Below are 24744 nucleotides of genomic sequence, written 5' to 3'. Positions count from 1 at the left end.
ACCTTCTGGGGCCGTGTATCAGCACGGTCCCGCCGTGATCTGGGAAAGCACGGAGTATCTGATACTTCGGTGGCTCCCAGGTGCACTAATTCTGTCGCCGTAAGTTATAGTTTACGACCACTGCTTAAGAAGTACAAGTAGCTTAAAGAGTAACAGGACTGTTGATTTGAACGTGCCTGTAGTATAGCGCAATAGGACAACTAAAATGCGGAAATCAGGGAAGTGGATGACGATCGTCGATGATCGAGTCCTGGAGTACATTCGCGAAGAGGGACACGGTTCTCCGACAGAGATGAAAGAGAATGGGCCGATTCGATATTCTCGACAATATATCGCAGAGCGATGTCGGAAGTTAGCAGATCATGGGCTACTGAAACCAGTCGGAAATGGAGTATATACGATCACCGAGCGAGGCGAAGCCTATCTCGACGAGGAACTCGACACGCATGAGGACGCACCCGAGCAGGAGTTAGACGAGCAGGGTGACGAGAACGGGGCTCATTCTGAAAGTAATTCCTGATATGAGGAAGAACGCGTTCTGGATGAAACAGCAGGATGATCGGATCTTAGAGTATCTGAGGTCCGAGGGAATGTCGTCACCAGAGCTGATCGAGCGGGAAGCGAGTATCGACATCTCTGCGGGACATATTGAGGAGCGATTGCTGATGCTCTGGTACGCTGGGTTCGTGGCACAGCTATGGAGTGACACCTACGAGATCACGAGCGAGGGCCGTCGGTATCTGCGAGGGGAGCTGGACGCGGAGCATCAACCGACACCGACAGTTGATAGGGTACTACGGGGATACTGATCTGAGATTCACCCGGTGGGAGGGTGGAGGGGTGGGTTATAATAAGATAATATTGATCATGAGTCGTCGTCCTCGACCGTCGTTATATATTTTACAGTGTCTCCCTGTTGTACGTAATCTCGTCCGGGTTCAAACTCTGGGTCTTTTGCCAATTTTTTTGGCTTTTGTTGCAACTGTGATGTAAATGTGAAACCGCCAGTAGTCTCGTCAGTAGTCATGATTGCGTAATCTGGATGTATGTCTACAGGCTTCACCTTGATTATTTTATATTCAATTCTCCCGAGTTTTTCACCAGTTTCTGGATCTTCAATTGGATCACTTTCAGTATAAACACCGTATCGGTGATCAGGTTCAACCCCATCATCTGATCCAATATTGACAACAATGTTGTAGTTATCGATCACTTCAGCAACGAGACCATTAGGTTCCATACTCGACCTCACTTTGTCGTTTCATTTTTTCAAGACATTCGATGGCGATTTCGAGTTTGCTTGTATCCATATCTATCACGTCATGATTTATAACTCTCATCCGAGCATGGCCCTGGGATAGATCTGACTGTGCATCAATCTGCCAGTCCTGATCATCACTTTTCCACTCTAAGACTTCAAATTCAAAAAGATCGCCGTCAGTACTGTTATTTTCGACTAATTCAGCCTTACCAATTCTACCATTCACATTTGAGTTTTCATCGTCATCTGATAGTATCAGAAACTCAAGCCCTTTCGGAAGATCCAATTCCTTTTCCGCATGTGCTGTGACACGATTATTACGGTATCGCACAACCCTCAGATCATGGCTTTCGCCTGCGGACTGTGTGTATTCATTAATTGCTAATTGTCTGCTCAATTCATTCATCACAAATTGGATATGGGTGTCATATTGTACTTCCTCATATTTTTGTTCTTGTATTCTGATGTGTTCTGATATTTCCTCAAGAAGTGGACGGATGTTTTCTATTTTATCTAATTCATTATCAGTGTCTTGTTCACCAGAATGAGCGCCAATTGAATATTCTTTGTCTCGAATGGTTATTTCGGTTACATTTGCCTGTTCTTTTAGAAATAACAGTAGAGGGACCGAGACGAGGCCAAATCCAAGTACTGCGAAAGAGAACAACAATAGACTGACTCCACCATTAAAAAACTTGTAAGTTGATACACTCATCATACAAAATCCTAGAATGAATATTAAAGAAAGAATTACAGTACCAAGTATTCGCATTCTCTTGTCCCGGTACATCTTGTTAGTGAAGATGTGTAATATCTTTCTTTTAGATACATTAATAGCAGGATACACTCCGCGAATTCCTTCATAACGAGGGACAGGACCGATTCGACCAGTTGACCAGCCTAACCAGAGGATCTAACGCAGCCTACTCATCGGTCACCGTCCGTATCGGGACCCTTGTCACGAAGCAGATCGAGGAGCTGGGACCACTCGACATCTTGCTCGAACAGTCCAGCTCGAAGATTCCACGCCCAGGGCGCGGCGTCGTCGGGATCATAGCCAACAGCCTTCTCGATCTCTTCGAGACTCCCACCGAACAGCCGATCGGTCGGCGCGTCAGCGTCAGCGGGCCACGTCTCGAAGAACTCGCCTGATTTCTTCGCAGCCTTGTAGAGCGCCAGCGTCGAGAGTCGCTTTCGCTCGGGATGGAGGTCCTTGCCGGTGTGGACAACGACGGCCTCCATGTCGACACCGAGCTTCGCGTACCGCTTCGCCAGTGGCGTGTACTGTTCGGCCACCTCGCGCCGGTTCGTTCGAGCGTCGAAGTGCGTCGATCCTTCGTCGATCAGGATGGCCTTCGGTTGGTCACGATGTTCGAGCAGCTGCACGGCGAGGTCGTGCGCCGAGGTGACGACGATATCCGTCGCGTCCCAGGAACGCACGTTCGAGAGTACGAGAAGGTCGTCGAGGTCGAGCGCACGGAGCTGGATCAGGAGGATGGCCGTGTTCGTCTTGCCAGTGTTCGGGTTCCCGGCAGCAGTGACGAACGCCGGAGCGCCGTTGTTCTCGATCTCGTCCAGGAGCATCATCGGGAGCCGCAGCGCGGAGGCGTCGAGATCCTGCTCGGTCACGCCGACGATGTGGGACATGACCGAGCCGTTGCCCTGGGCGACGGCTTCGGTCGCGGTGTCGGTGAGGAACTTCGAGGCGAGTACGTCGCCGAGTTGGGTACCCTCGAACGTCGAACTACCGGCCGGTGACCGGTCAGTTTCTCGCATGGCAGTCTCGACGAACGACAGCGCCGTCCGGTGGCGGCTGTCCTCGACGACGCCGGTGTGCGGAAGCAGCCGGTCGTCGCCGTCCATCTCGCCACGGACCTGTTCGTAGAGCTTCGCCGCCGTAAGCAGGTGCTCGTCGACGCTCTCGCTCATGCGTACCCAAGCCTCCAGAGGTGCAGCCAGACAGCAGAAACGACGATCGCGAGCGTGAACGCCAGGACAATCTCGACGGCTTCAGTCATCGCCGGAGACCTCCGTGGCGTCCTCGATCGCTTCCTCAACCGCGTCGTCGGTCGCCTGGTCGATGTTGACCGAGACACCCGGCACGTCGGACTCGGGCGAGTCGTCGGTCTCTGCATGGCGAATGAGTCGTTCGAGTCCGAACCGTTCGACAGCGCCGTCGATCTCCTCGGTGATCGACTCGCCTTCGTCGGGGAGAGTTCCGTTCTCGAAGGTCTCGACGATTCGGAACACGGCCTTCCGGGTAGCATTGCGGACGATGGTGAACGCCTGGGACTCGATCGCGAAGCCACGCTTCGCATCCTCTTCGAGCTGGCCGCGACATTCCTCGACGGCCTGGATCGCACGCATCAGCTCCCGATCGGAGAGGGTACCGCGCCAGGTGCCTTCAACGGTCTGTTCTACGAGATCGACCTGTTTACCGAACGCGAGGTTCGGACTCACCCAGTCGAGTGATCCCTCGGTGACTGTCCACTGTTGGAACCGCTGGGCAGGCATGTGGAAGATGCCGCCCTCCAGGACGCGAGCGTCGACGTCGACGATCCAGATGTAATTCGGGTCCCACAGCATCGAGCGGACTTTCTTGCCAGTCGGCCGACCGAGGAAGACGAGACTGATCAGTCCACTCAGGCCGATGATACGGACGTTGCGGGGAATATCGACGCCGATCACAGCGGCCACGGCGAAGATCACTAAGCCGAGTACACCACCGACGAGCAGCGCGTTGTCAGCGAGCCACGCGAACAGCCGGTAGAGTCGGGAGTGATCACGGCCAACGTCGGCCTGCTGGTGCAACTCGGCACGATCGCGGTCGAGGTCGGTGTCGACTGGCGGGCCGTCCTCGGTCATGCGACGCGCTCACCTCGTTCAGCAGCGCCGATCTTCGCCGCGACGGCGTAGTACAGACAGGCGAAGGCGACACCGATCGCGCCGCCGAGGCCAGCATCACGAACGTCGGACCCACTCCAGGGACCGGAGACGAAGAACGTACTCGGTTTGCGGAGGTAGTGGAACCGCTGGTTCTCGATCGACTTGTCCGTCCAGAGCGTGACGCCGCTGGGCGAGGCGACACGGACGGTTGTTTTCCGATCAGCGTCGACGACAGCGGCCTCGAAGCTCACCGTACCAGCGGAGGATTGCCCAGCTGCGGGCGCGATGTTGACGGCCTTGTACTGGCTGCTCCAGAAGGTAATAACCATTTCACCGTCCTGGTAGCGGTAATCGGTCACGACGAGATCGTCGTCGACGACCAGCTCGGCAGCCGGGGCCTGGGCCGGCGCGGTCACGTTGGCGGTCCCGTTCGCTGTCGGCGTCGGGGTCGAGGTCGTTTCTTGCGCTCCGACGGTGGGAACGAGGGCGATGCTACAGGCGACTATCAACAGGAGTGCGAATCGTCGAATCATGGGTGGAAAACGCGGTTAGGTCACCACGGCAGGGCGTGGGTACTGAGCTGGGAGCCGAGCCAGTCGAGCGCCGGTGTCACGAGATCGACGCCGATCGCGTACAATCCGATCAGGATGACACCGAAGACGACGACCTGGCGGATGGGAAGGAGCCGGTAGAGCATCAGTCACCTCCAGCCAAGATCAGAGCGACCACGGCACCAGCCAGGACCAGGAGCATCGCAGAGTTGCCACCGGAGCCGATGATTCCACCACCGGCACCGTCGTCGAGGTTGTTCTCGCGAGCTTCCTGTTCAGCGCGGAACTCCTGGAGCCGTTCGATCTCCTTCTTGAGGGCAGAGACGTTCGCGGTCTCGTAGGTCGTTTTCTCGATGGTGACGTTCTGGCGAGTCTGGTTGTTGACCGTCCGAATCTCGTGAATCGTGAAGTTCGATTCAAGTGTTTCGTACCGTTCGCTCAGAATGACATACTGGGTACCGTTGATGTTGTCGGGGTTGTATGTCCTGTTCACCTCGAACTGCCCGCTCGGAGGGTTCTCCGGGCTGGTGAGGATTCCGGTGTACTGATTCCCGTTTTCGGTGGTGATGTTGAACGCGCCGAGAGTCGAGAAGTTATCGGGGACTCCCTGGCCGGACATGACCAGCTGGCCGGCGACCCAGGTTTGGAAGTCGTCGCCGGGAGATCGACTGGCGCTAACGTAGGGGTCGTATAGGTCCGAATTATTAATATCTCCACTCTGGTAGGAGTCGTAGGTGTTATTGACCAGAGTATCCATCTCGTTTTGTATCTGTGTGTTTTGACTCTCAATTTCCGACCAAAGATTTGCGTAGGTGTCGAAATCTATGTATCTGAGGTTGTTGTAGTCACTATTTGGCCTCTTTACTTCAGCACCTTTTACAACGACACTATCGCCTTGGGGTTCAATAACCCAGGAGGTTGTTGTGGGTCCGACCGTCTTGTTATCCCATTCCGTAGTGGAGACTGGAGTTTTGTAGGATACCCTCACGTCGAGGGCAAGTACAGACATTGTTTCTCCATTTGCCAGCGTTATCGACGTTGTTGTGTCACCGTAGCCAACGGGGACCGGAGTGGGGTGAGAGAGAGAACCTTGCCACTCACCCGCGATCCGAGACGCGTAATTATCACTGATTTCGCTTTCATTTTTGGCGACAGAAGCCAGACCTTTCCCGTGAATTACCTGTGTCTCCCATTGGGAAATGATATTTTTCTGTTTTGTGGCATAGTAGTCCTGAACTGCGTCCTTAGCCTCTAGTCGTGCAACTGATTCTGAACTTCCGTTATTGAGAGCGCGAATATAAGCCTGTTTCCCGAGAATCCTAGCTTTAGTGGCGGTGTCCTGGAGATGATTGTTTTGGGTGGTGTGGTAGTTTTCAGTACTGGACTTGACAGCGGTAGCAGAACTATAAATATCAGTCTTAACCTGCTGTGCGTCGAGGCCAGAAGTGTCTACAGAGCCGATAGTTCCAGGGTTAGGAGTACAGTCGACAACAGTGGCCCACGGGTTGACCGACTGCATGAGGCGATCCGATGGATCACACTGCATGTCGTCGTCACCGCCTGTGACGCCGATAGTCGGGTAATTCAGATTTCTATTTAAGTCCCCGAAGTTCTCGAACTCGGGTTCTCCGGTCCCATCCGGGTTCTCCACGTCGACGGAGATGTTATAGGATTCGTACGCTCCGCCGTTTTTGAACAGAACGCCGTCTTCAGACGCGGAATATGTCTCCCGAGCGAGGACAAACCGGCCGTCCTTCGACGGGACTCCCCAGGTCGAGACGGTCACAGTGGCTTCGGAGTCGACCTCGGAAAGATCGACTTTCGCCATGTTGACCCCTTCAAACTCGTACTGAGGGATACCACTGTCTGTGGACTCGGGGGTATCGAGTGCGGGATCGTCGAGTTTCCAGTGGTGGGCGCTTGCCGTCCCGACTGTCACCTCATTAATCTCTGCTGACGTGACTGTCACATCGACGGGTTTAGAGTCAGATACGTCGAGCGTATATGTGCGGTAGTCCTCGGGGACCGTCTTGTCTACTATGGTGTGCGTGTCGTTCTCGACGGTGATATGGGCAGTCCGTTGGCTCCCGTCATCCGATCCATCGAAGGATATCGACAGATAACTCGATGGTGATAGAGTCCAGGTTTCGGTGCCGGCATCCGAGGGAACGGCAGCAGCCGGACCGACAGCGCCGACCAGGGCCGATGCAACTACCAGGAGTGCAGTCAGCACGCGGAAAATACGGGTCATGCGTAACTACCTCACTGGACTGCGACCGACCACGAGATGATGGTCGCGAGGAAGGCGATTTGCATTCCCAGCGGATCACCGAGCTGTGCGAGCAGGTTACCGAATCCGGGGAAGAACTCGTACATCAGGATCACGGCGGGACCGGCGAAGATCGCCACCTGTTCCCAGCTCCGGTAGTACTCGAAGCTCTTCGTCTCCGAGCTGGCGAACGCGACGGCGAACGCGCCAAGCGAAACCAGTAGCGAGTGCGAGGTCGAGAGCGTGTAGCCGAACCACACGAGATCGATCGTACTGACTCCGCCGAACTGGTAGAGTGACGCCATGATGAACGCCACTGAGAGCGTGGCCGGGATCGTCCGGATGTTCGCGTAATCCGAGAGGAACGACGAGTTGTAGTAGCTCATCGCTGGACCGCCACCTCACGCGGGTTGTACTCCTGCTCTTCGCCGTCGTCGTTTTCGAAAGTCTCCGTGTCTTCGGATTTCCGGATACCAATGTTAGCACCTTTAACCAGACCAGCGACGATCTGCTTACGCATGGTCGAGTTGAGCCGGTATGGACGGCCGTCAATCTCCACCACGCCGTTGTAGCTCGCCAGTGGATTGAAAGCCGTAATCTGGCCGGTGATCTCTTCGCCCGGTTCGAGTTCTATCCAATCGCTACCGTCGTTGTCGTTAGAGACCTCGACCGTATCGAGGTCGTCCCACGATGGGGTATCGTTGGCAGACATGATACAATGACAAATACTAGATGTGTTATAAAAGAGATGGGCCGTGAGTAACTTTTATATACCATTTCAATCCTCCGCTAAGGGTCCACGCACAGCAGTGACAACTTCGTCGACAGCACGAGGGTGGACAATATCATGTTTCAGAAGATAACCAGCCATCGCTCTCCCTCGATACATATGAACATCAGTCCGCTCACAGCGCCAGCACGTCGCTTCATTCCCGTCGTCTCCGAGCTTCGTCTCTTCGAGAAGCCGCTCGACGGGCATGATCGTCTCGACCATGTCGACACCGTTCCCTGAGGAAGCAGGATACTCCTCTTCTCCGACGGTGACCGATTTGACATGCCACTCAGGACCAGCGTGGAACGAGTGTACCTCTGTACGGTCTATGCCAGCAGCGACCTCTTCGATTACTGTCTCGGCACGATGAGGGAGATCGAGCGCACCGCGAATCTGCGGGATTGATGCGTCGGGATACCGTTCGAGATAGTTCTCGATACGATGTCGCCACTGTTTGCGAGTCGGTCCTTCTCCGATCGTTGCAGCTGCACGAGCCGACGGCCACGCTCGGCGGAGTTTTTCAGCTGTATCGACACCACCATCAGCGACAGGTTTCGCTGCCGTCCGGGCCGCTGTGAGTGTGTCGTGCGACTGGTCGATTCCGTGGGGCGACCCGCAACAGGCACACTCGAAGTCGTATCCACGGCGATCACTTCGGAGGATCGACTCGCCGTGATCGACTCCCTGGTCGGACCGATCAGACTCGTATCGCTGTTTGCAGGCATCGGCCGCAGCCGCGTGTTTCGCCGCGTCAGACCGGGAGACGGTTTTCACGTTGGCCGCAGTGACAGCCGAGGCCCAAGCGATGTACTTCGTGGATCGTTCAAGCAGATCCGTCGGTTGGATTCCGCAGTAGCTCGCGACGTAGTTCGCGAGATCGTCGACCTCCGACGCTGGTTTGACCGTCACAGTATCGAGATCGTCGCGGTTCGCGTCCCAGTCTGTTTTGTGTAGCTCGTGAGCCTGTTTACCGGCCCAGTCGCATGACTCGACGTGTTTCTCAACGACAGGCCGGAGGTCCGACGGGGTGACCTCTCCGTCGGTGACGATCACAATATGATCATGCCCGTAGCAGTGATTTAGACCGCCGCCACGTTCGCCAGTGTGTGGCTCTGATCGACGGTCGTACTGCCAGCCGTCACCAAGATCGAGGCCGAGTGATCGCATTGTGTTCCGAAGCGTGTGGTAACAGTCGGACCAAGAGCTACGGCGCGTCTCCATGTGATCGATCGGACCAACCCGCTCAGTATCGGGTACGCTGGAAGCAGACAGTGTCACGAGCGCGATATGCGGATCATCAAAAGCGCCCTCGGACAAGCCTCCGGAGGGACGTTCACCACCAACGATCTCGCGGAGCCACGCCTTCATCTGAGCGTAGTAGCGTCGTTGGTACGAAGCAAACCATCGGTTGTCAGCGTCGATCGAAAACTCGGCATACTCCGGATCGGAAGGACGGCCACACTCTAAATTGATGGTCGTTCGGCGTGTCTCCTCGTGGTTTTCGAGAGTTCGACGGACGGCTTCGGCCCAGGTGACAGGTTTCCTCCAGACGACTTGAGAACCTGAAACTGCGTTCTCCGTATCTTGGAGCGGCTCACTATGGTATTCCTCTCGCCGCTCCCATGTGTATTCTCGACGGAGGGAGCTGCCGTGAGTCTCAGTTAGCGGGAGAGATGCCCGGTCTGGAAACTCCTCGTAGAACTCTGCCATCCGTTCGTCGACCGTGGGTAACTCGCGTTCAGAGTTCGGCGGGTTACCGGGCTGAGACGGGGTTACAGAGTTGTTCTGGTTGGTGTGCCGAGAGCCGCCGGAGGTTGGTTCACCACTACTCATCGAAAGCAGAATGAGAACGAACGCCATCCATCAGCGACTGCACACCACCGCACCCACGTTCCGGGCCTCCGGCCGGGCTTTCGCGTTGGGATTCCCCCCGTCGCTCCGCTCGGGGGGTTGCGCTCACTCGGTCAGTCGGACCCCCATGGGAGGGGGCCGCTCCCTCCACTCGCTCGCTTGTGTCGGCTGGTGTAGCGAGGAGAGAATGAGGGAGATCGTCAACACAGGGATGGCAGAAGTTATTCCGAGCAGCTGCAGTGTCGAGGCGGTTGATGCAGACATCGCCGCAGCGATTACAGCGATAGTGACGGTAGGCGGACCAGACGGTCACCGGAAATCACCTCGCTCCTCGTTCAACGGAGGGTAGTCTGTCGGATCACCACCAGTCCGACAGACTGGGCAGAGATCTGTTCGTTCGGGGTTCCGCTCGACGATCGTCACAGAGCAGTTGTCACAGGAGTAGGTAACTGCGGTCACCGACGATCACCGTCCTCGACGCGCTGGACAGCTCGACGAACTTCTTCGTCGGTAGCCTCCAGGAGGCGAGAGGCGCGAACGAACTCATCAGCTGGGAACGGCCAGTCTTCGCGAGACGGCGATCGACTCACGAAGGGGCACCTCCGTTGAGATGGTAGTCGGTGTGATCAGCTGGGGACCGAGCTTCGAGGTTGTCGGGATCGTTGTTCCAGCGATCTTCATCGACGTGGTGAACGTGGAGCGGAGACCAGAGATCGTCGAGGTCGCCGTGGGCGTAGGCGGTCAGCCGGTGGAGGTAGAGATACCTGTCGTGACCAGCCTTCGAGTCCCACACGCGGAGCCGTGGATAGTGGTCGAGATCGAACTCTACACGGGGCTCGAAAATCACGCTGACCACCCCGACTTATCAGAACTTTGAGTATGAAAATCGGGTATTCTGAGAAACCCGAAAATAGCCGCTACATGTCTGCTACCTTTAGAAAATTTAAAGATCGAGATGGGGTCGGAGGGATAGCGGGACTTCGGATACTCGTGCGGGTATCAACGATGCGTCTCTCGGTGGTAGTGCTGTCAGTTGTCATCGGTCTCAAAGTTCAGCTGATCGACGAAATCGCGACGGCGTTCTTCCAGTTTCTCGACATCACTGGCCTTGTCGTAGTAGCGCCGGAGCGTGTCGGGGTCGGAGTTGGCACGTTGGCCGACGGCCTCGTACGACCCGCCGCAGTTCAGTTGCCAGGTGATGCTGCCGGTTCGGACCTGGTGGGGCGATCGCGACGACGGACATTTGCTGGCCTGGTTCCGCTCGGTCCAGTCACAGGTTCGCGGCTCCTTCCCGTGGGGACAGGACCCAGCAGTACACGGCAGCGTCGCGTGGTACATCCAGTTCTGGAGCGTCGAGGCCGCTGGCCGGCCCTGCCGGCCACACAACAGCGGTCTCCGACCCCCGTCATCGCGTTTCTCCGTGCGGACGTGCTCGATATATGCATCCAGCGCCTCGCAGGTCTCATCAGGGAGGCCGACTGGCCGCTCACCATCGAGCTTTTTCTTCAACGGCGTCGCCTCACCCTCCAGCCGGTGGGAGAATCGGACAAACTGATCCTCGGAGTGGTAATCCTCAAGATCGAGTGCCCGAATCCCTCCCAGCCGAGCCCCAGTGAACCACACCAGTTCGAGGATGATATGGCGCTCAGACGCGAACTCGACACGAGACTCGCGGTAGTGTTCCAGCAAGCGCTTCGCGTCGTCGACATCTAACAGCGTATCGTCGGTCTCGTCGGTCTGGGTCAGTTTCGGGATATTCACTCGGTAGGGCAACATCTCGTCGACGGCTTCGATGCCAGCTGCGTACTCCAGCCAGACCTTCAGCGCCGTCATCTGGCCCTTGATCGTCGTCGGGGCCAGGTCCTGGCCCTGTCTGAACAGCTTGAACTGCTCCAGATGCCAGCCAGTCACGTCGGCGATCGTCTCGATATCGTCCTGGTCGTCGGCCCACTCAACGAACTGGCGAAGACGCGTCTCATAGTCTCGAAGCGTCTCCTCAGTGTAATCGAGTTGCTTGGCGTCCAGAAACATCTCGTAGACCTCGCGGACGCTCATCTCCGCGGGGTCCTCGCCTGGTGGAGCGCTCACCGGGCGACACCTCCGTAAGTTCCAACAGTCGGCTCTGTGTATGCAAACATGGGTCTCTAACAGGTGGCCGCGCCCCGCGAGAGATTGGTATCCTGGCGCGGGACGCGACCGATGGACCCAGCGGGACTTGCACCCGCTTTTCACCACTGTGGGGGTCTATTGGAACTACGAGTCGGCTTCAATATCCAAACAGCAAGCGCTCAAGCAGATCTAGTCCGATAGCGGTGCCAAGCATGAGCCCCAAGAGGATCGCAGCCTCCTTGATCATCTGCTGTCCTCCCGGACGGCGAGCCGATGGCCCGTCCGCTTGATGTGGATCGACGCCTTCCGACGAACGAACGCCTCCGCACCGGTGGCGACGAACACACAGTCCTCGCAGTTGCCGACGTAGGCGTCGGTCTGCTGGTGGGGACTACTGGCCATCACGCATCACCTCCGACCAGTCGCTCTTTCGCCCGTTTCACCCGCTGGAACTCCTCGCGATCGCCACCGTTGTCGGGATGAACCTCCTTGATCTTCGCCCGGTAGGCGGCCTCGACGACCGACTCGGGCGCCTCGGGTGACACGTCCAGCACCTCATGCGGTGGCGCACTCACCACGACCGCCTCGTCGTCGCCGCTGGGAAGCTTCGCGGCCGCGAACTCGGATTCACCAGTCACGACCGCACGGGTCCCCCGCATCCGGGTCTCGTTGATCCATAGGTAGACCTCGCGGACGTTGTCGCGGAGCCGCGAGTATGCATCACACGCGACCGCGAACTGCTGACCACTCCTCGTCCAGTACAGCACGAACCCAGGATCGTCGGGGTTGGCGTCGTAGCGCGGCAACGTGTTCGACTTCGTGTGCGAGTTCGCGATACTCGCCCGCCACTCGTCGGCGCCGAGCCGATCCATCTCGGCAGCCAGCGCTTCCGTGGTGTCGCTTAGGTCTGCACTGAAGTTCCGGTTCGGCTCGCGACGGCGAGTCGGCGTGCGCTCGAAGCCGGCAGGCCAGTCGATCATCGGTCGACCCTCCCGACCGCGTCCCGGACCTGCTCGTGCGTGGCTTCGGTCGGCTGGTTCTCCCGAGCGGACGCGGAACAACACCGCAGCGCCGCCCCGCGGTCGCCGTAGCGGGCACCACACAGGACACACGGGAACTGATCCCGCCCGCCGTCGGTCACCATGTCCGGGCCGGCGTCGTCGAGGACGCCCGCCAGCCCCGACAGGTCGGGATCGTGCTTGGGCTCGCGTCGGGCCGGCTCGTCACACAGGTTGCCACAGTTCGCACAGCGATACTGTTGAGCGGTCTCTGTCGTGCCCGAACTCACGGCTCCGGGATTCCGGGCTCGGAGCTTGGCCTTATCGCACCGCGGGCAGACCTCAATCTGGCCGCCGTCGGGCACGATGTCGTGGTCGTCTCGAACCGGCTCGGGCTCCATCCCTTCGGGCATGTCTTCCTCGATGATGTGGCCGGTGTCGGGATCGCGTTCGAGCTCCAGGAAGCCAGCCACGTCCTCGCCGCCGACGTAGACGACGTGTTTCCCCTCGCCGATGTGGCGCGGGCGCACCGTGAGTCCGAACTTGTCCCGCAGGCCGTCGGCCATGTTGATCAGCAACGCGACGACGGTCTCGGGTTCGGCGACGACCAGGTCGTTGTAGCGGGCGAACACCGTATCGAGTTCCGAATACATATCCTCGACCAGTGGGCCGCCATCGGTGACGAGCCGCTGGTCCTCGGGCACCGACTGCACGGTCTCCCAGTAGGCGTCGACGGCCTCGATCGTCTCCTGGTGGCGTTCGTCGAGTGCGAACCCACACTGCGTGCAGTGTTTGGGCTGCCCCATCCCCTGCGTCCAGCGCGTCCCGTCACACTCGGGACACTCGGGTGGGTCGGCATCGGTCCGGGCGCGCATCTCGTTCCACAGCTCGTGTCGCCGATCGACGGCGGCAGTATGGCCTTCTTCGCCGTGGTGCATATGGCGGAGATTCTCACAGATTTCGGACCACTCGGCCACGAGCGCGGCCTTCGAGAGGGCAGTCACGTCCCGGTCGGTGCGTTCGTGGACCACGTCGTCGGGCACGCCGCCGTCCGCGATCGGCGGCCCGCGCTGGATGCGATCGGCACACGACTCACAGAAGTTTCGCGGCGACTGCCCATCGCTGCCCGGAACCGCGACCATGTCCTCGACTGTCTCGAACCGCTCGTCACAGTCGGGGTTGAAACAGGCGACGGGCAGGTCAGTCATCGGTCCCCTCCGTCGCCGCCGTCAGTTCGAGCCGTCTTGGGCCGGATGGTCAGGTCGTCGATCTCGTTGTCGCTCAGGAACCACTCGGTGGCGAGCCGGTCTTTCGCGATATCGCGGGCGTTGTCCTCCGAGGTCGCGGTCACGTCGATCGAGTCCGTCGACGGGAGTCCGTCGTTGTCGGTCCACTCGAAGCGCACTTCGTATTCGGTTTCGTCGTCGGTGCTCGCGAGCGATCGGCTGATCTCTTCTCGGCGTTCCTTCGGTGGGGTCCAGCCACAGGAGCCACATTTGAGCCGTCCAAACTGCGGGCCGGTGCCCCAGTCCTGTTCGCCACACTGCTGGCAGGCTTCGGGGCCGCCGTCGGTTAGCAGTCGATGCGCGTCACTGTCGGATTGGTCTGGCATAATCGATCGGAGTGGTCGGTCAGCGAGGGCGTGCCCGCAGGGGGCAACAGTCCGGCGCGGGTCCGACGCGATCGACGCGATCGGCTCGTCACAGACGGGACACGTCCCCTCCGGTAGGTCTCGGTTACTGGGCGAGCGGTGCGCGAATCGTCGGGGGGCTTTTTGGCCCGTGAGCGTGTGGTTTGGCATAGGTCGCGGGTAGACCGACGCGGCATCCGTGTTGGTACCACGGTGCCGCACTCGCCGTTTTTCGCGAGACGAGTTCGACAGCGCCGCGTCGGCCTTGCTCCAACAGTCTCTACCCCAACCACTTAGTAGTTTGCGTAGACTAATGCAAATATGAACGTGCCAAGCGTAAATTGCGTAAGTAACACGCATTCCGTAATATTCGGTGGGAATAAACACGAAGTGGCCGACGGTGGAGATATGCCGCCAGAGGCCCGCAGAGAGTTGGTTCTTGAGTTCATCGCGGAGAAGAATATTCCGCTCCCTCCTCTTGCAATCTGGGCGGGTCTCAATCGAGAACACAGGGTGACGTTCTCCTACCGGACGATGCAGAACATCCTGAGCGACCTCGTGGAAGACGGCGACTTGTTCAAGGTCGATACTGGAAATCTTCGTGATGGAGAAATCACCGAAATCTCCGGCGACAGTTCCTCTCGGCGGGCTTACTACTTTATCACGGACAAGGGCCTGGAGCGTATTGCTGACGCAACTAACGATTAGGGTGTCGTTATTTTCGTAGACAAACGAAATCACTAAGTGGCTGGCAGTGATTACTATCGAGTAGGAACAGACGCGCTGCTGGGCGATTATCACGAATGAGTGATGCTCGCCCGACCTGTCTCCAGCAGGCCAGGCGCGTCGGTTCCTGTTGCAAGAACCATGAGCAAATCTGTCACGCCGACTAGTAAACCTGTCGGCACGGATGCACTCGAATCGACCACTGGCCGAACTACCGTCGCCACGATCGTCACCGACCACCAGTCGTTCATGGCCGACTGGGGCGCGTTCCGCACGATCGCCGAACTGTCCGAAGACACGATCCACCGGTTGGCATGAACGACCGAACTGTCGCCGACGCCCACGGGTTCGTCTACCAGCCCGTCCGCGGGCCGAAACGGCGCGTCGAGTTCGAGCCACGCAGTGACGGCCGGTTTGAGCGTGTCGAGTCCATGTGGAACGGCTGTCGCTGGAAGGAAACCGGCCGCGAGGCACTGGCGAACGTCCGCCGGATCTGACTGCGGCAACTTTATCCCCTCCGGCGATTATCGTCCGATGGGCGCCACGTCGAGCCATCGTTACTCGACACTCCCCCCAGATGGCGCCCGCTTTCATGCGTCGACCTCTCGATCGTAGGGACCCGTCTCGGTCTCCAGGCCGATCTCACCACACTTTTTAACGCCGCCACCGACACCCCAGTGGGGGCCGGGCCATGTCACTGACCGACACTTCCCCTCACCGGCGCCCACTTTCATACGTCGACCTCAATACCCATCCCGGCCAGTGACTCGTCCAACCAGTCAGGAACTTCCCGCGACCCTAAGCTCGTCGACAGCAACGTCGCGACTCCGTCGTCGTCGATCCCGAACTCCCAGCGGTCCAGCCGATCCACTTCGATTCGAACCGCGTACTCGGGATCGCGGTGGTAGATCGAGATTTTCGTCTGGATACCTTCGATCTTCTCTCGCTCCACGCGATCGGGCGTCTGACTGCGTTGCATACCAGACCCGACCGACGGGGGCCTAAAGGGACTAACCGGGGCGCGTGAAACGAAGTCAAAACTCACCCAAACCTACCTCGAAAATTAGACGCTCAAACCTGCCAACCCCCGCAGAACAGCAGTGAAACGAAGATGAAACGAAGTGCAACGAAGTACCCCCCTCTGGCGATTACAGGAGTGAAACGTAATCGGTGCCGCGCCCCTGGCCACGACTCTCGATCAGCTCGTACTGCTCCAGACTTTTCAGATATCGCCACCGCGTCGTCCGGCTTTTCGGAGCGTCACACCGCGCCTCGTACCGTGCATGGACCGTCTCGCCGTCCAACTCGCCGGCCTCGTTGATGATCTCGAATAACAGTCGTTGATGCGTGCCCAGCGACCGGACCCGGCGTCGCTGCATATCCGCCTCGGCATCGGGCGCGACCGCCTCGACGACGTCGACAGTCAGGTGCGCGCGATCGCGCCCGGCGACCTGCTGGGCCGCCCACCGGAGCACCGTGATCGCGTGGCGAGCGTTCCCGGCAGCGATATCCGCAATGCGTGCGATCGCGTTGTCATCGACGCGACTCCGGATCAACCCGTGGGCGACCCGACTCGCCAGGATATCGACCAGTTCGGCCTGACTGTACTTGTCCAGCCGCAGTGTCTGTGTCGATTGCATCCGCGAGATCGCGGGCTGGGACAGTTCGGCGAGCCACTCGTCCTCGTCGACCGTGATGCAAATGAGGGACACCCCGGGACGTTCGACAGCGCTAACAGCAGTTCCTCGTCGGCGACACCGACCTCGTCCAGCACCGCGATGATATGCTCGTCGGCGGTCCGCAATCGATCGAGCGCCTCGGACCGCGGGGTGCCCTCGCGCCGGAGATCGGCTCCCAGCCCGACCTCGCGGATCAACTGGTGCAACGCCGCGGCCTCTGTCGGATCGGCGATGCAGTCGACGTAGCCCCAGCGCACATCGAGTGTTTCACGGCGCAACTGCCCGAGGACGTACTTCGCGAGCGTCGTCTTTCCGGCGCCGCTGGGACCAAAGATCGTCACCGACTCGGGTGCGTCGAAGCCGGTCGGGTCCAGCACGGCAGAGAGATGATCGATCTGGCCGTCGCGGTGATAGAGGTCCTGTGGGACAGTGTCAGTGCGTAAAGCGCGGGCGTCGGTAATCATATGGTATCTGTCGTGTCGGCCGGGGAGGGTGATAAGACCGATCCGTCCGGAGTGAAAGTGAAACGCGAAGCGTGTTAACCAACACGCGCCCCGAACCACCGCCTTGTTGGTTAAGACCACGGCGAATCCCTGTTCCACCCAGCTACGGAGAGGATTTTCCGGTTTCAATAGCTGGACGCTGTATTTTTGGCATTCTCGCAAATTGAAAATAGGAATTCAAGGGCCAGTTGAAATCACTCCGAGCAAAGATGTCATGGTGAGGCGACATACCAAGACAACTGGGCCAACGAAAAGCTAATTCAGCAGTTTCGGGCGCTGAAAAGACCGCTCAGGCACAAGACAGAGTGCCAGCGTCTTCATATTGTGGTGTTCAAGACCGGCTTGAGAGCGGCGCTGAGGCTGAAACGTCTAAGTGCTTTATTACAATACCTCGCAACTCGATAGCTGTAATGCGAATCAAGGAACTCTTCGACGACGATGATGCCGTTTCGCCGGTTATTGGCGTCATCCTAATGGTCGCGATTACGGTGATCCTCGCCGCAGTGATTGCATCGTTCGTCCTCGGGCTCGGGGACCAGACGCAGAGTGCCACGCCGCAGGCCAGCTTCTCGTTCGACTACGATAACAGTGCTGGCGCTGACGATGATGATGGATTGTTGTCCGTTACTCACGACGGCGGCGATACCATTCAGGCTAGTGAATTATACATCCGCGGTGGGCCATACGATACTGGCAGTACATTCGGTCCTAGCAACGTAATCACCTCCAATGGTGACTGGACTACCGGTGCTGCCCCGACTGAGGTGAGTGCCGGCGCCAGTGTCAATGTCGGAGTGGAAAGCGACTACGAGATTCGCGTCGTCTACGAGTCCGCTGAAGGCGACTCCTCGGCCACGCTCGGTCAGGACTCCGGTCCTGACGCATAACTGACGCGCCGCTTTTCCGTTTTTTTAGACAGCATAGTCACAACTCACCCGCGATCAACCCACTCAATACCGGGCTGAAACCGCTTCAACCCAGGCCTGAACGACAATTGTATCCTGCGTATATCGCCGTCTCAGACATTTCCCCCGAAGATTAGACTTTCTGGACAACTGGCATTCTCATATTTTGTAAAGAGTACGTGGAGTATAAGTGCGGCTACGCACTAAGTTGGGCCACTGGAAAGTCAGGTGGAAAACCACCCGGTCCCCACGGGTACTTGTTGAAGATTCAACAAAGCTCTTTCGCCGGCTTTCCGGAGACAACTATGGAAATACGAAACCTGTTTGACGACGAGCAAGGTGTATCGCCGGTTATTGGCGTCATCCTCATGGTCGCGATTACCGTGATCCTCGCGGCTGTTATCGCAACATTCGTGCTTGGTCTCGGTGACCAGGTCAGTAATACTGCACCACAGGCCAGTTTCAGCTTCGATTACGACACGAGTGCAACTGGTTCTGGTGATTTCACTGGGTCTGGTGATGGAATCCTTACGATCACCCACGATGGCGGTGACACAATCCAAGGGTCAAACCTGAACATAAATGGCGGTGCAACTAGTGGTACTGTGACCTGGCAAGACGCGGGTCAAACAGAAGTTACGGCTGGAGTGAGTGTCGACTACCCTGTTAACAATGAGGACACAGTCCGCGTGACCTACCAGAGCGCCGAAGGAAGCAATTCCGCAACGCTCGGTCGCTGGGACGGCCCGGAAGCCTAACTGAGAACCACCTTTTCTATTCGTGCCTTTGAGCGACCCGACTGACAAGGATGACCTCATTGCAGCGTTCATTGCGACCTACAAGGGGAGTGAAACGGCCACACCGGCGGAACTAGTCCGACAGTACCACCGGGTGAACGAATATACAGCGAAACACCCGGACAAAGGGTCAACTGCTGTTTCGTCGGCTGTGAATCTCCCCGCTCCCGCATCCGAGCGTGGGTCGACAACGACGGGATGCCGGATGCCGCCCGCGGGATGCAGGTCGCTGAGGGTCGCGGGTGGTTCGATCTCACCTGGGAGGAACCCATGTGCCGCGCACTCACGATCGCCGTCGCCTGGATCTTCAGCGGCGGCAGTATCGACGAGACATGGGTGCCGTCGTTTACCGTCACCGAGGACACCGATGAGTTTGCGACCAGCGTCTACGAGGCACTGGGCGTCGGCGCACGAACCGTCCGTGAGGACGACAACGGTCGAGCGACCGAACTCTTGCCAGCCGCCGATGCAAGCGTACTCGGACGACTATTATCGGCACTGGGCGCGCCGACCGGATCGAAAACACCCGACAGAAAGTTCTCTCTGCCGCCGTGGCTCGACGAGGCTCCGGAGGACGTACGACTCGCATTCGCACAGACGTTCGTGGTCAACCGCGGGGTCGAGCGGCACGATCGGCCACAGACGCCAGTGCAGCTCCGAACGACACGGAGCGACGAGTTCCGGGATGCCATCCAAGCACTCTGTGAGTCAGTGACTGCTGAAGAGGCTGTGACAGGCGATTCAGAGGTATGGCGGCTCACCGACTCCGCAGCGGACCAACTCTATCGGATGCCCGGGGTTCCCACTGGATCAGCGTGAGGTAGCGTCCTGCACGTCCTCGATCGCGTCACCCGGTGCGGGCACGTTCTCACACGCAACAGCGACCTTATTCGACCGTTGCACGTTTCTGTACAAACACGCAACCGAAACCCCGCGGTTCCACTGAAACCCGCGGGTTCGGCGCGCTCACCACCCGACCGAGCTCGTCTGTGGGCTTGAAGTTGCACACTATCCACGACGAACACGAATGCGAACCAAACGGAACAAAGACGGCTCGTTCAACGTCTGGCTGACTCGCGAGGAGTATCGCGAACTCCCGAGACACGCCGCGACCACCCAGCGCGAGATCGCGATCCGGCTGATGGGCGACTGCGGACTCCGTGTCCGGGAAGTGCTCGACATCGAACCCCGACATATCGCCCGCATGACTGACGGTCGCCACTACGAACTCGAAGTGGTCGCCGGGAAGGATACCACAGGCGAGTACGAGGGTGGAAAGCATCGCGAGACCTGGCTCCCAGTCGACCTCGAAGCGACGATTCATCGCTACGTCACCGAGCACGACCTCGCCGACGACGAACCACTGGTCGACAAGTCGAAGCGAACCCTCCAGTACTGGGTCGAGGACGCGGCCGACGCCGCTGCCGACGAGATGGTCGACGACGACTACCGGCGCGTCTCGACACATGACCTTCGGCGCTGTTGGGCGAACTACCTGCTGGTCGAGGAGAACGTCTCACCGCGGATCGTCATGGCCCTGGGCGGCTGGTCGTCCTACGACGCGATCGAGCCTTACCTGGCGGCGCCAACCGAACAGAACATCATCGAGTCGATGGAGAAGACGGTGTTATAACCCGCAATCTAACGCTTCAGGCTAAACCCGATCTGCGTGGGTTTGATGCAAGCATGGGTTTATATTTACTTGATTAAAATAGAGTTCTGTGGTAGAGAGCGAGACATTGCTGCTGGCAACAGCAACGGTCGTAGCAAGTATTTTGGGGAGCCTCACAGTCGTTGAGTATCGCCTTTTTCGTGAGCGGCAGATGGAAAAATACGAAAGAAAGCGACAGTGGTACATCCATGCAGAGAATTTAGCGGACCAGATTTATAGGGAGTGCGTAGATTTGGAGGGGAAAGTAAGTGGCACGAAAAATTTTCAGGAATTACAGGATGACGGGACATTACGAAAGCTAGAAGAACGCGTCCAGCTCCTCAAGGATCATATCAGTGAAGCTCCGATGCAACTAGATTCTAATATTCAATACAAATTAACGGACGTTTGGACAAAATATGCGATGCTGAATGCTGGAAAAGTGGATATGGATGAAATTGAGAGGTTCCCACAAGCGTCCGCTGAAGCTTGCTCAGAGGCCTTACAGAGACGTATAGATGATTTAGAAGAACCACCAACCTCTTTCCACATACTTAAAAGCAAGATCGCGTCAATGACCACTCCCTCAACCTTATTAACGATTTTTATATGTGTGGTTGTTTTTCCATCTATTCTATATTTACCATTAAACCAGTATCAAAATGAACTTTGGTTCGCTTGTGTGTTAACGTTCTTCATTGGAGATTCAATAACAACTTCACTCCTAAGTAAATTTGGCTTGGAAGAGCGTGAAAAAGGGTATACAAGAGCGATTTGTGGAGCAGAGCCCAGTTGGAGGTGTTCTTTCGCCACTCGTGCTTTGGCCCTGATAGGGCTGTTCAGTGCACATTGGCTCATTCTGCGGTATGAAATTGGACTTTGGTTTGAACCGGTCGCCTCTGGTATCTTCTCGCTTCCATTGATTTTGGCTGTAGGGGGCCTCGGAGCTACATGTCTAAATTCATATGCAATATATAGGTCTTGGCGAGGGTGATGCGGGTCTTGAAAATGCATTATTCAACTGAACAATAGTAAAAATAGAATATACTCAACATTGCCTATCCTCGTGAACACGACGCCTAAACCCCCTGTTTTTCGCCCACCTGGAACCCCCAGAACACTCGAAACAGCGGGGAACCATTCACTCAACTGAGATAGCACAACCAGAGAACTACGACTACCAGCTGAATATGAACACATCGATAGCGGGGTTCGTGTTCATATTGGCTCGATCGCTCACGTCAACGCACAACCGCGGGCGGTCGTAGCCGGATTGTAGATGGAAGGTTAGATATCTTCTCTCCACAGACTTCAGGACGATTTTGGAGTAACCCGTTCCAGGTTATCGTAGGGAATATAGCCAACCACATTTTTCCCTGGATTCTCAACAAGGGTTAGACCATTCTCACCCTCTTTAAAAGTCGAACACTCTACGGTCTGTATATTTCCTCTCTCATCACGGTATGCAGCTTCAAGCGTCATGCAATCAGATATCATACCTGTTGGGAAATATATCTTTTGCTGATTTTAATTCATTCAATCAATTCAATACAAATTTGATATTCATTAGTCTGGCTGGTTCCCAAACACGTCCTGATCCAGCAACCGCTCGGCTGCCAACCGTCGAATCTCCTCACACTCCGAGAGCTCTGGAATATCGCCGTCACAGATCCGGATTGCATAGACTCGTTCTCCCAACCGTTCGATCGCCAGGTGGCTCTCGACGATCTCGCCGTCGTCGTCGACGAGCCCGTCGCGTTCGAGCTTCGGTTTCGGGAGCGTCACCATGCCAGACCCTTGACGGTTCAACAACTTCTGCATATCAAAAGGAGTCAGCTATTCGAACTTAAACACCACCGACGAGTCACCACTGATGCACTGCTGATGCACCAGCGATGCGACAAACCCTGACTCAGACGCGCTCTTAAGCCATATCTCTGGCATACCGCGCCCAACCCGCGGACGGCCCGCGGGGGGACACCACAGGTATGCCACCAACCGACGCCGGCACGAGACAACCGCCGGACAGCGTGGTCGAACCCACGCCTGAAACCTGGCGCACCGACTACCAAAACATCGATCAGCGACGCCGCGCCCGAGACCGTGCCGAAGCCGCCGGTGCGAGTCGTGACCTCTCGTTCTCGGACGTGTCGAACACCCCATCCATCACATGAGACGCCAACTGTCAGCACTGCTCGTATCGCTCCTGCTGGTCTCGACGATCGCCGTCGGACCAGTGGCCGCCGCGAAGATCAACCCCAACGCCTCCGCGGCACACAACCCCTACGTCGAGGCCGACGTGACCAAGGCCGAACACACCGTCGGCGACGACGACCTCCGCGAGTACGAGGCTAACAACGGCCAGAGCGCCATGCTCCCGGCGACGATGAACGACTCCGCGATCAACCCAGTGTCGTTCGCCTTCTCGGACATCGAGGCCACCGCCTACACCGACTTCCCGCGGTCAAACGACACCGTCGACACGTGGGCGAACGCGCGCTGGTGGGTCGAGGACGAAGCCAACACCGCCGGCTCGGGCACGGTCACCAACGTCACGACCGCGCCCGACGTCGAGGCCCTGGAAGTCGCCACGACCAGCCAGACCAGCGGCGACACCTACGTCGCCACCTTCGACTCGGTCAGCCTCACGAGCGACGTGGAGAAGCGCCATCTCCAGCTCGTCGCCGACGTTGAGGCGCTGGACTCCGGTGCCTACGCCGAGGTTCGCCTGAAAGACGCCGACGGCGACTACGTCCGGACGATCATCGACGGCCGATCGGGTGCGATGGCCTCGTGGGACAACACCACCGCCAACCAGACCGGCGAGGGGTTCGTCTACCAGGAACAGATCGGCCAGATGGCCGTCCAGGGGACCGGCGACGGCACCATGGGCGAGATCCAGTCCGTCGAGGTCGCCGTGATGGACGGCAACGCCGACATCGACATCGCTGCGCTCAACGCCGAGAAACTCGGCCAGTGGGATCTCGGCGACCGCCGTGAAGACACCGACGGCGACGGTGACAACGAGACCATGCAGGTCGAGAACGTCACGATGCCGGGCGAACAGTCCCGGACGGGCCTGGACACGCTCGGGCCGGCCTTCGACTCGACGACGATCCATGACCTCACCGTCCCGATGCAGTTCTGGAGTTCGATGCAGCCCACGGGCGAGGAACCCCCGCGGGTGTTCGTCAACTACTCCGACGCGTCGGCGTTCGCGAACTTCGACCAGCGGGTCAACGACTACCGCCGGATCATCCTCCCGGAAGCCTACGACCTGAGCTACGCGAACACTGAGTTCGTCGCCGAGGTCCGGGTTCCGTCGACCCGGTACCAGTCCGTCGAGTACGGGACCGGGATCGGCGACTCGACGAACATGACCAACGCCAGCCTCTCAGACGTGACCAGCCAGTTCAGCAGTCTGGACAGCGAGGTCCAACTGGCGACCGGCATCGGCGCGGGCGAGGGCGTCGTCTTCCACGTCGACTACGTCGTCACTGCCGAGGAACACGATGCACTCACCACTGCCCAGCAGAGCGGCGGCGGGGGCGGCATCTTCGCCGGCTCCGGCGGCTCCGGTGGCGGGTTCTTCAGTACGATCGGTGGTCAGATATCCAGCATCGTCGGGGGAATCCTCGGCTTCCTCGGGCTGAAGCGGAAGTTCGGGAGCTGATCGACGATGGCAACTGCTCGCCAACTCATCGCGCGGGCTCGCGATACCGATAACCTCGGGACAACGATTGTCGGCGGCATCGGCGGGACCTTCCTGGCGGTGTTCTACAGCGGCATCGACCTGATCCAGGCGATCGTGAACCTGCTCGTCCTGCCACTGGAGGCGCTGGGAACCAACGCAGCCGCCAACGTCACGGCACTGGTCGGCGGTGCGGCCCGGATCGTCCAGCAGGGCGCGCTGACGACCCAACAGTCAATCTTGCCCGGCCAAGCGTGGGCGGTCGGCCCACTCACCTTCGGGTTCTCGATCGCTGCGACGGGCGCTGGACTGTTCATCATGAGCGAGATCCTGGCCCGCGCACCGACGAGCGACTTGATCCCGTTCACGTTCACCGATGTGCCGTTCGTCGGCGTCGACGAGGAAGAGGAGGGGTCGGAGTAACGATGTCGCCCGGGTCCAGCGCGGCCGCTGCGGGCCGGGCAA

32 protein-coding genes and 1 pseudogene are annotated in these 24744 nt (G+C 58.2%); 12 read left to right on the top strand and 21 right to left on the bottom strand.

From position 1 onward, the window contains the following. Positions 1-482: 482 nt before the first annotated feature. A complete protein-coding gene (locus P0204_RS02415; RefSeq protein WP_276221334.1) occupies positions 483-809 on the top strand; it encodes a hypothetical protein in 327 nt (108 codons plus the stop codon). Positions 810-865: 56 nt separating this feature from the next. Here the strand turns inward: P0204_RS02415 and P0204_RS02410 are convergent, their stop codons facing one another. The 16 genes from P0204_RS02410 to P0204_RS02335 all read right to left on the bottom strand — a co-directional run bounded on the left by P0204_RS02410 (position 866) and on the right by P0204_RS02335 (position 14309). Then, positions 866-1240 carry a hypothetical protein gene (locus tag P0204_RS02410; RefSeq protein WP_276221332.1) on the bottom strand — a complete coding sequence of 125 codons (375 nt, stop codon included), beginning with the start codon at positions 1238-1240 and terminating at the stop codon, positions 866-868. Then, entirely contained in the window at positions 1230-1979 is a 750-nt protein-coding gene (locus tag P0204_RS02405; protein WP_276221330.1) for a hypothetical protein, read from the bottom strand. Before P0204_RS02405 ends, P0204_RS02410 begins: the two co-directional genes overlap by 11 nt. A gap of 209 nt (positions 1980-2188) precedes the next feature. Beyond that, positions 2189-3190, bottom strand: coding sequence for a hypothetical protein (locus tag P0204_RS02400; RefSeq protein ID WP_276221329.1), 1002 nt, complete (start codon positions 3188-3190; stop codon positions 2189-2191). 81 nt (positions 3191-3271) lie between these two features. Continuing rightward, positions 3272-4126 (bottom strand): DUF8125 domain-containing protein, encoded by an 855-nt coding sequence (locus P0204_RS02395; protein ID WP_276221328.1) that lies wholly within the window; start codon positions 4124-4126, stop codon positions 3272-3274. Continuing rightward, positions 4123-4680 (bottom strand): DUF8063 family protein, encoded by a 558-nt coding sequence (locus tag P0204_RS02390; RefSeq protein ID WP_276221327.1) that lies wholly within the window; start codon positions 4678-4680, stop codon positions 4123-4125. Before P0204_RS02390 ends, P0204_RS02395 begins: the two co-directional genes overlap by 4 nt. A 20-nt stretch (positions 4681-4700) precedes the next feature. After that, a complete protein-coding gene (locus tag P0204_RS02385; RefSeq protein WP_276221326.1) occupies positions 4701-4844 on the bottom strand; it encodes a hypothetical protein in 144 nt (47 codons plus the stop codon). Beyond that, positions 4844-6949, bottom strand: a complete 2106-nt coding sequence (locus P0204_RS02380; protein WP_276221325.1) for an Env/VP5 family phage fusion protein — start codon at positions 6947-6949, stop codon at positions 4844-4846. The genes P0204_RS02385 and P0204_RS02380 overlap by 1 nt, the downstream gene beginning before the upstream one ends. A gap of 11 nt (positions 6950-6960) precedes the next feature. Further along, positions 6961-7353, bottom strand: coding sequence for a DUF8023 family protein (locus P0204_RS02375; RefSeq protein ID WP_276221324.1), 393 nt, complete (start codon positions 7351-7353; stop codon positions 6961-6963). Further along, the gene (locus tag P0204_RS02370) at positions 7350-7679 is read right to left on the bottom strand and encodes a hypothetical protein (RefSeq protein WP_276221323.1); all 330 of its coding nucleotides are present in this window, start codon (positions 7677-7679) and stop codon (positions 7350-7352) included. The genes P0204_RS02375 and P0204_RS02370 overlap by 4 nt, the downstream gene beginning before the upstream one ends. A 66-nt stretch (positions 7680-7745) precedes the next feature. Further along, a complete protein-coding gene (locus P0204_RS02365) occupies positions 7746-9449 on the bottom strand; it encodes a hypothetical protein (RefSeq protein WP_276221322.1) in 1704 nt (567 codons plus the stop codon). Between the two features lie 727 nt (positions 9450-10176). Then, a complete protein-coding gene (locus P0204_RS21045; RefSeq protein WP_379801904.1) occupies positions 10177-10383 on the bottom strand; it encodes an HNH endonuclease in 207 nt (68 codons plus the stop codon). A gap of 236 nt (positions 10384-10619) precedes the next feature. Further along, the gene (locus tag P0204_RS02355; protein ID WP_276221320.1) at positions 10620-11678 is read right to left on the bottom strand and encodes a tyrosine-type recombinase/integrase; all 1059 of its coding nucleotides are present in this window, start codon (positions 11676-11678) and stop codon (positions 10620-10622) included. Positions 11679-11942: 264 nt separating this feature from the next. Further along, entirely contained in the window at positions 11943-12101 is a 159-nt protein-coding gene (locus P0204_RS02350) for a hypothetical protein (RefSeq protein ID WP_276221319.1), read from the bottom strand. Next, positions 12101-12679 carry a J domain-containing protein gene (locus tag P0204_RS02345; RefSeq protein WP_276221317.1) on the bottom strand — a complete coding sequence of 193 codons (579 nt, stop codon included), beginning with the start codon at positions 12677-12679 and terminating at the stop codon, positions 12101-12103. The genes P0204_RS02350 and P0204_RS02345 overlap by 1 nt, the downstream gene beginning before the upstream one ends. Beyond that, the gene (locus P0204_RS02340; RefSeq protein ID WP_276221315.1) at positions 12676-13905 is read right to left on the bottom strand and encodes a hypothetical protein; all 1230 of its coding nucleotides are present in this window, start codon (positions 13903-13905) and stop codon (positions 12676-12678) included. The genes P0204_RS02345 and P0204_RS02340 overlap by 4 nt, the downstream gene beginning before the upstream one ends. Beyond that, the gene (locus tag P0204_RS02335; RefSeq protein WP_276221313.1) at positions 13902-14309 is read right to left on the bottom strand and encodes a hypothetical protein; all 408 of its coding nucleotides are present in this window, start codon (positions 14307-14309) and stop codon (positions 13902-13904) included. The genes P0204_RS02340 and P0204_RS02335 overlap by 4 nt, the downstream gene beginning before the upstream one ends. Positions 14310-14648: 339 nt before the next feature. Here P0204_RS02335 and P0204_RS02330 point away from each other — a divergent pair, with 339 nt between their 5' ends. The 3 genes from P0204_RS02330 to P0204_RS02320 all read left to right on the top strand — a co-directional run bounded on the left by P0204_RS02330 (position 14649) and on the right by P0204_RS02320 (position 15550). After that, positions 14649-15035, top strand: coding sequence for a hypothetical protein (locus P0204_RS02330; RefSeq protein ID WP_276221312.1), 387 nt, complete (start codon positions 14649-14651; stop codon positions 15033-15035). A gap of 159 nt (positions 15036-15194) precedes the next feature. After that, positions 15195-15371, top strand: a complete 177-nt coding sequence (locus P0204_RS02325; RefSeq protein WP_276221311.1) for a hypothetical protein — start codon at positions 15195-15197, stop codon at positions 15369-15371. After that, positions 15368-15550: a hypothetical protein gene (locus tag P0204_RS02320; RefSeq protein WP_276221310.1), complete on the top strand. Its 183-nt coding sequence runs from the start codon at positions 15368-15370 to the stop codon at positions 15548-15550. The genes P0204_RS02325 and P0204_RS02320 overlap by 4 nt, the downstream gene beginning before the upstream one ends. A 233-nt stretch (positions 15551-15783) precedes the next feature. On the opposite strand, the gene P0204_RS02315 is transcribed toward P0204_RS02320, so the two are convergent. The 3 genes and pseudogenes from P0204_RS02315 to P0204_RS02305 all read right to left on the bottom strand — a co-directional run. Then, a complete protein-coding gene (locus tag P0204_RS02315; protein WP_276221307.1) occupies positions 15784-16032 on the bottom strand; it encodes a hypothetical protein in 249 nt (82 codons plus the stop codon). A 169-nt stretch (positions 16033-16201) separates the two neighbouring features. Then, on the bottom strand, positions 16202-16765 hold the full coding sequence (locus P0204_RS02310) for a Cdc6/Cdc18 family protein (protein WP_276223327.1): 564 nt from the start codon (positions 16763-16765) through the stop codon (positions 16202-16204). 74 nt (positions 16766-16839) lie between these two features. Beyond that, positions 16840-17196: pseudogene (locus P0204_RS02305) on the bottom strand (AAA family ATPase); the annotation flags it as partial. 449 nt (positions 17197-17645) lie between these two features. On the opposite strand from P0204_RS02305, the gene P0204_RS02300 reads away from it, so the two are divergent. The 5 genes from P0204_RS02300 to P0204_RS02280 all read left to right on the top strand — a co-directional run bounded on the left by P0204_RS02300 (position 17646) and on the right by P0204_RS02280 (position 21582). Further along, positions 17646-18122, top strand: a complete 477-nt coding sequence (locus tag P0204_RS02300; RefSeq protein ID WP_276221305.1) for a type IV pilin N-terminal domain-containing protein — start codon at positions 17646-17648, stop codon at positions 18120-18122. 278 nt (positions 18123-18400) lie between these two features. Next, the gene (locus P0204_RS02295) at positions 18401-18898 is read left to right on the top strand and encodes a type IV pilin N-terminal domain-containing protein (protein WP_336406463.1); all 498 of its coding nucleotides are present in this window, start codon (positions 18401-18403) and stop codon (positions 18896-18898) included. A gap of 237 nt (positions 18899-19135) precedes the next feature. Continuing rightward, complete coding sequence (locus P0204_RS02290; protein WP_276221303.1) at positions 19136-19756, top strand: hypothetical protein; 621 nt, start codon at positions 19136-19138, stop codon at positions 19754-19756. A 208-nt stretch (positions 19757-19964) separates the two neighbouring features. Beyond that, complete coding sequence (locus tag P0204_RS02285; protein WP_276221301.1) at positions 19965-20570, top strand: site-specific integrase; 606 nt, start codon at positions 19965-19967, stop codon at positions 20568-20570. Between the two features lie 88 nt (positions 20571-20658). Next, entirely contained in the window at positions 20659-21582 is a 924-nt protein-coding gene (locus P0204_RS02280) for a hypothetical protein (RefSeq protein WP_276221299.1), read from the top strand. 317 nt (positions 21583-21899) lie between these two features. On the opposite strand, the gene P0204_RS02275 is transcribed toward P0204_RS02280, so the two are convergent. Both P0204_RS02275 and P0204_RS02270 read right to left on the bottom strand, forming a co-directional pair. Further along, complete coding sequence (locus P0204_RS02275; RefSeq protein ID WP_276221298.1) at positions 21900-22070, bottom strand: hypothetical protein; 171 nt, start codon at positions 22068-22070, stop codon at positions 21900-21902. 84 nt (positions 22071-22154) lie between these two features. Beyond that, the gene (locus tag P0204_RS02270; RefSeq protein ID WP_276221297.1) at positions 22155-22409 is read right to left on the bottom strand and encodes a DUF8053 family protein; all 255 of its coding nucleotides are present in this window, start codon (positions 22407-22409) and stop codon (positions 22155-22157) included. Between the two features lie 167 nt (positions 22410-22576). Between P0204_RS02270 and P0204_RS02265 the strand changes: the two genes are divergently transcribed. From P0204_RS02265 to P0204_RS02255, 3 genes are read left to right on the top strand one after another with little or no spacing between them, the layout of a single operon-like run. Further along, the gene (locus P0204_RS02265) at positions 22577-22762 is read left to right on the top strand and encodes a hypothetical protein (protein ID WP_276221296.1); all 186 of its coding nucleotides are present in this window, start codon (positions 22577-22579) and stop codon (positions 22760-22762) included. After that, positions 22759-24261 (top strand): hypothetical protein, encoded by a 1503-nt coding sequence (locus P0204_RS02260; RefSeq protein WP_276221294.1) that lies wholly within the window; start codon positions 22759-22761, stop codon positions 24259-24261. Before P0204_RS02265 ends, P0204_RS02260 begins: the two co-directional genes overlap by 4 nt. 6 nt (positions 24262-24267) lie before the next feature. Continuing rightward, positions 24268-24702 (top strand): hypothetical protein, encoded by a 435-nt coding sequence (locus P0204_RS02255; protein WP_276221293.1) that lies wholly within the window; start codon positions 24268-24270, stop codon positions 24700-24702. The last annotated feature ends 42 nt before the right edge of the window (positions 24703-24744 follow it).

The organism is Haloarcula halophila (genome assembly GCF_029278565.1).
Classification (GTDB): domain Archaea; phylum Halobacteriota; class Halobacteria; order Halobacteriales; family Haloarculaceae; genus Haloarcula; species Haloarcula halophila.
Note: the sequence above shows the minus strand (reverse complement) of the source record. Positions and strands in the feature narration are given on the sequence as shown.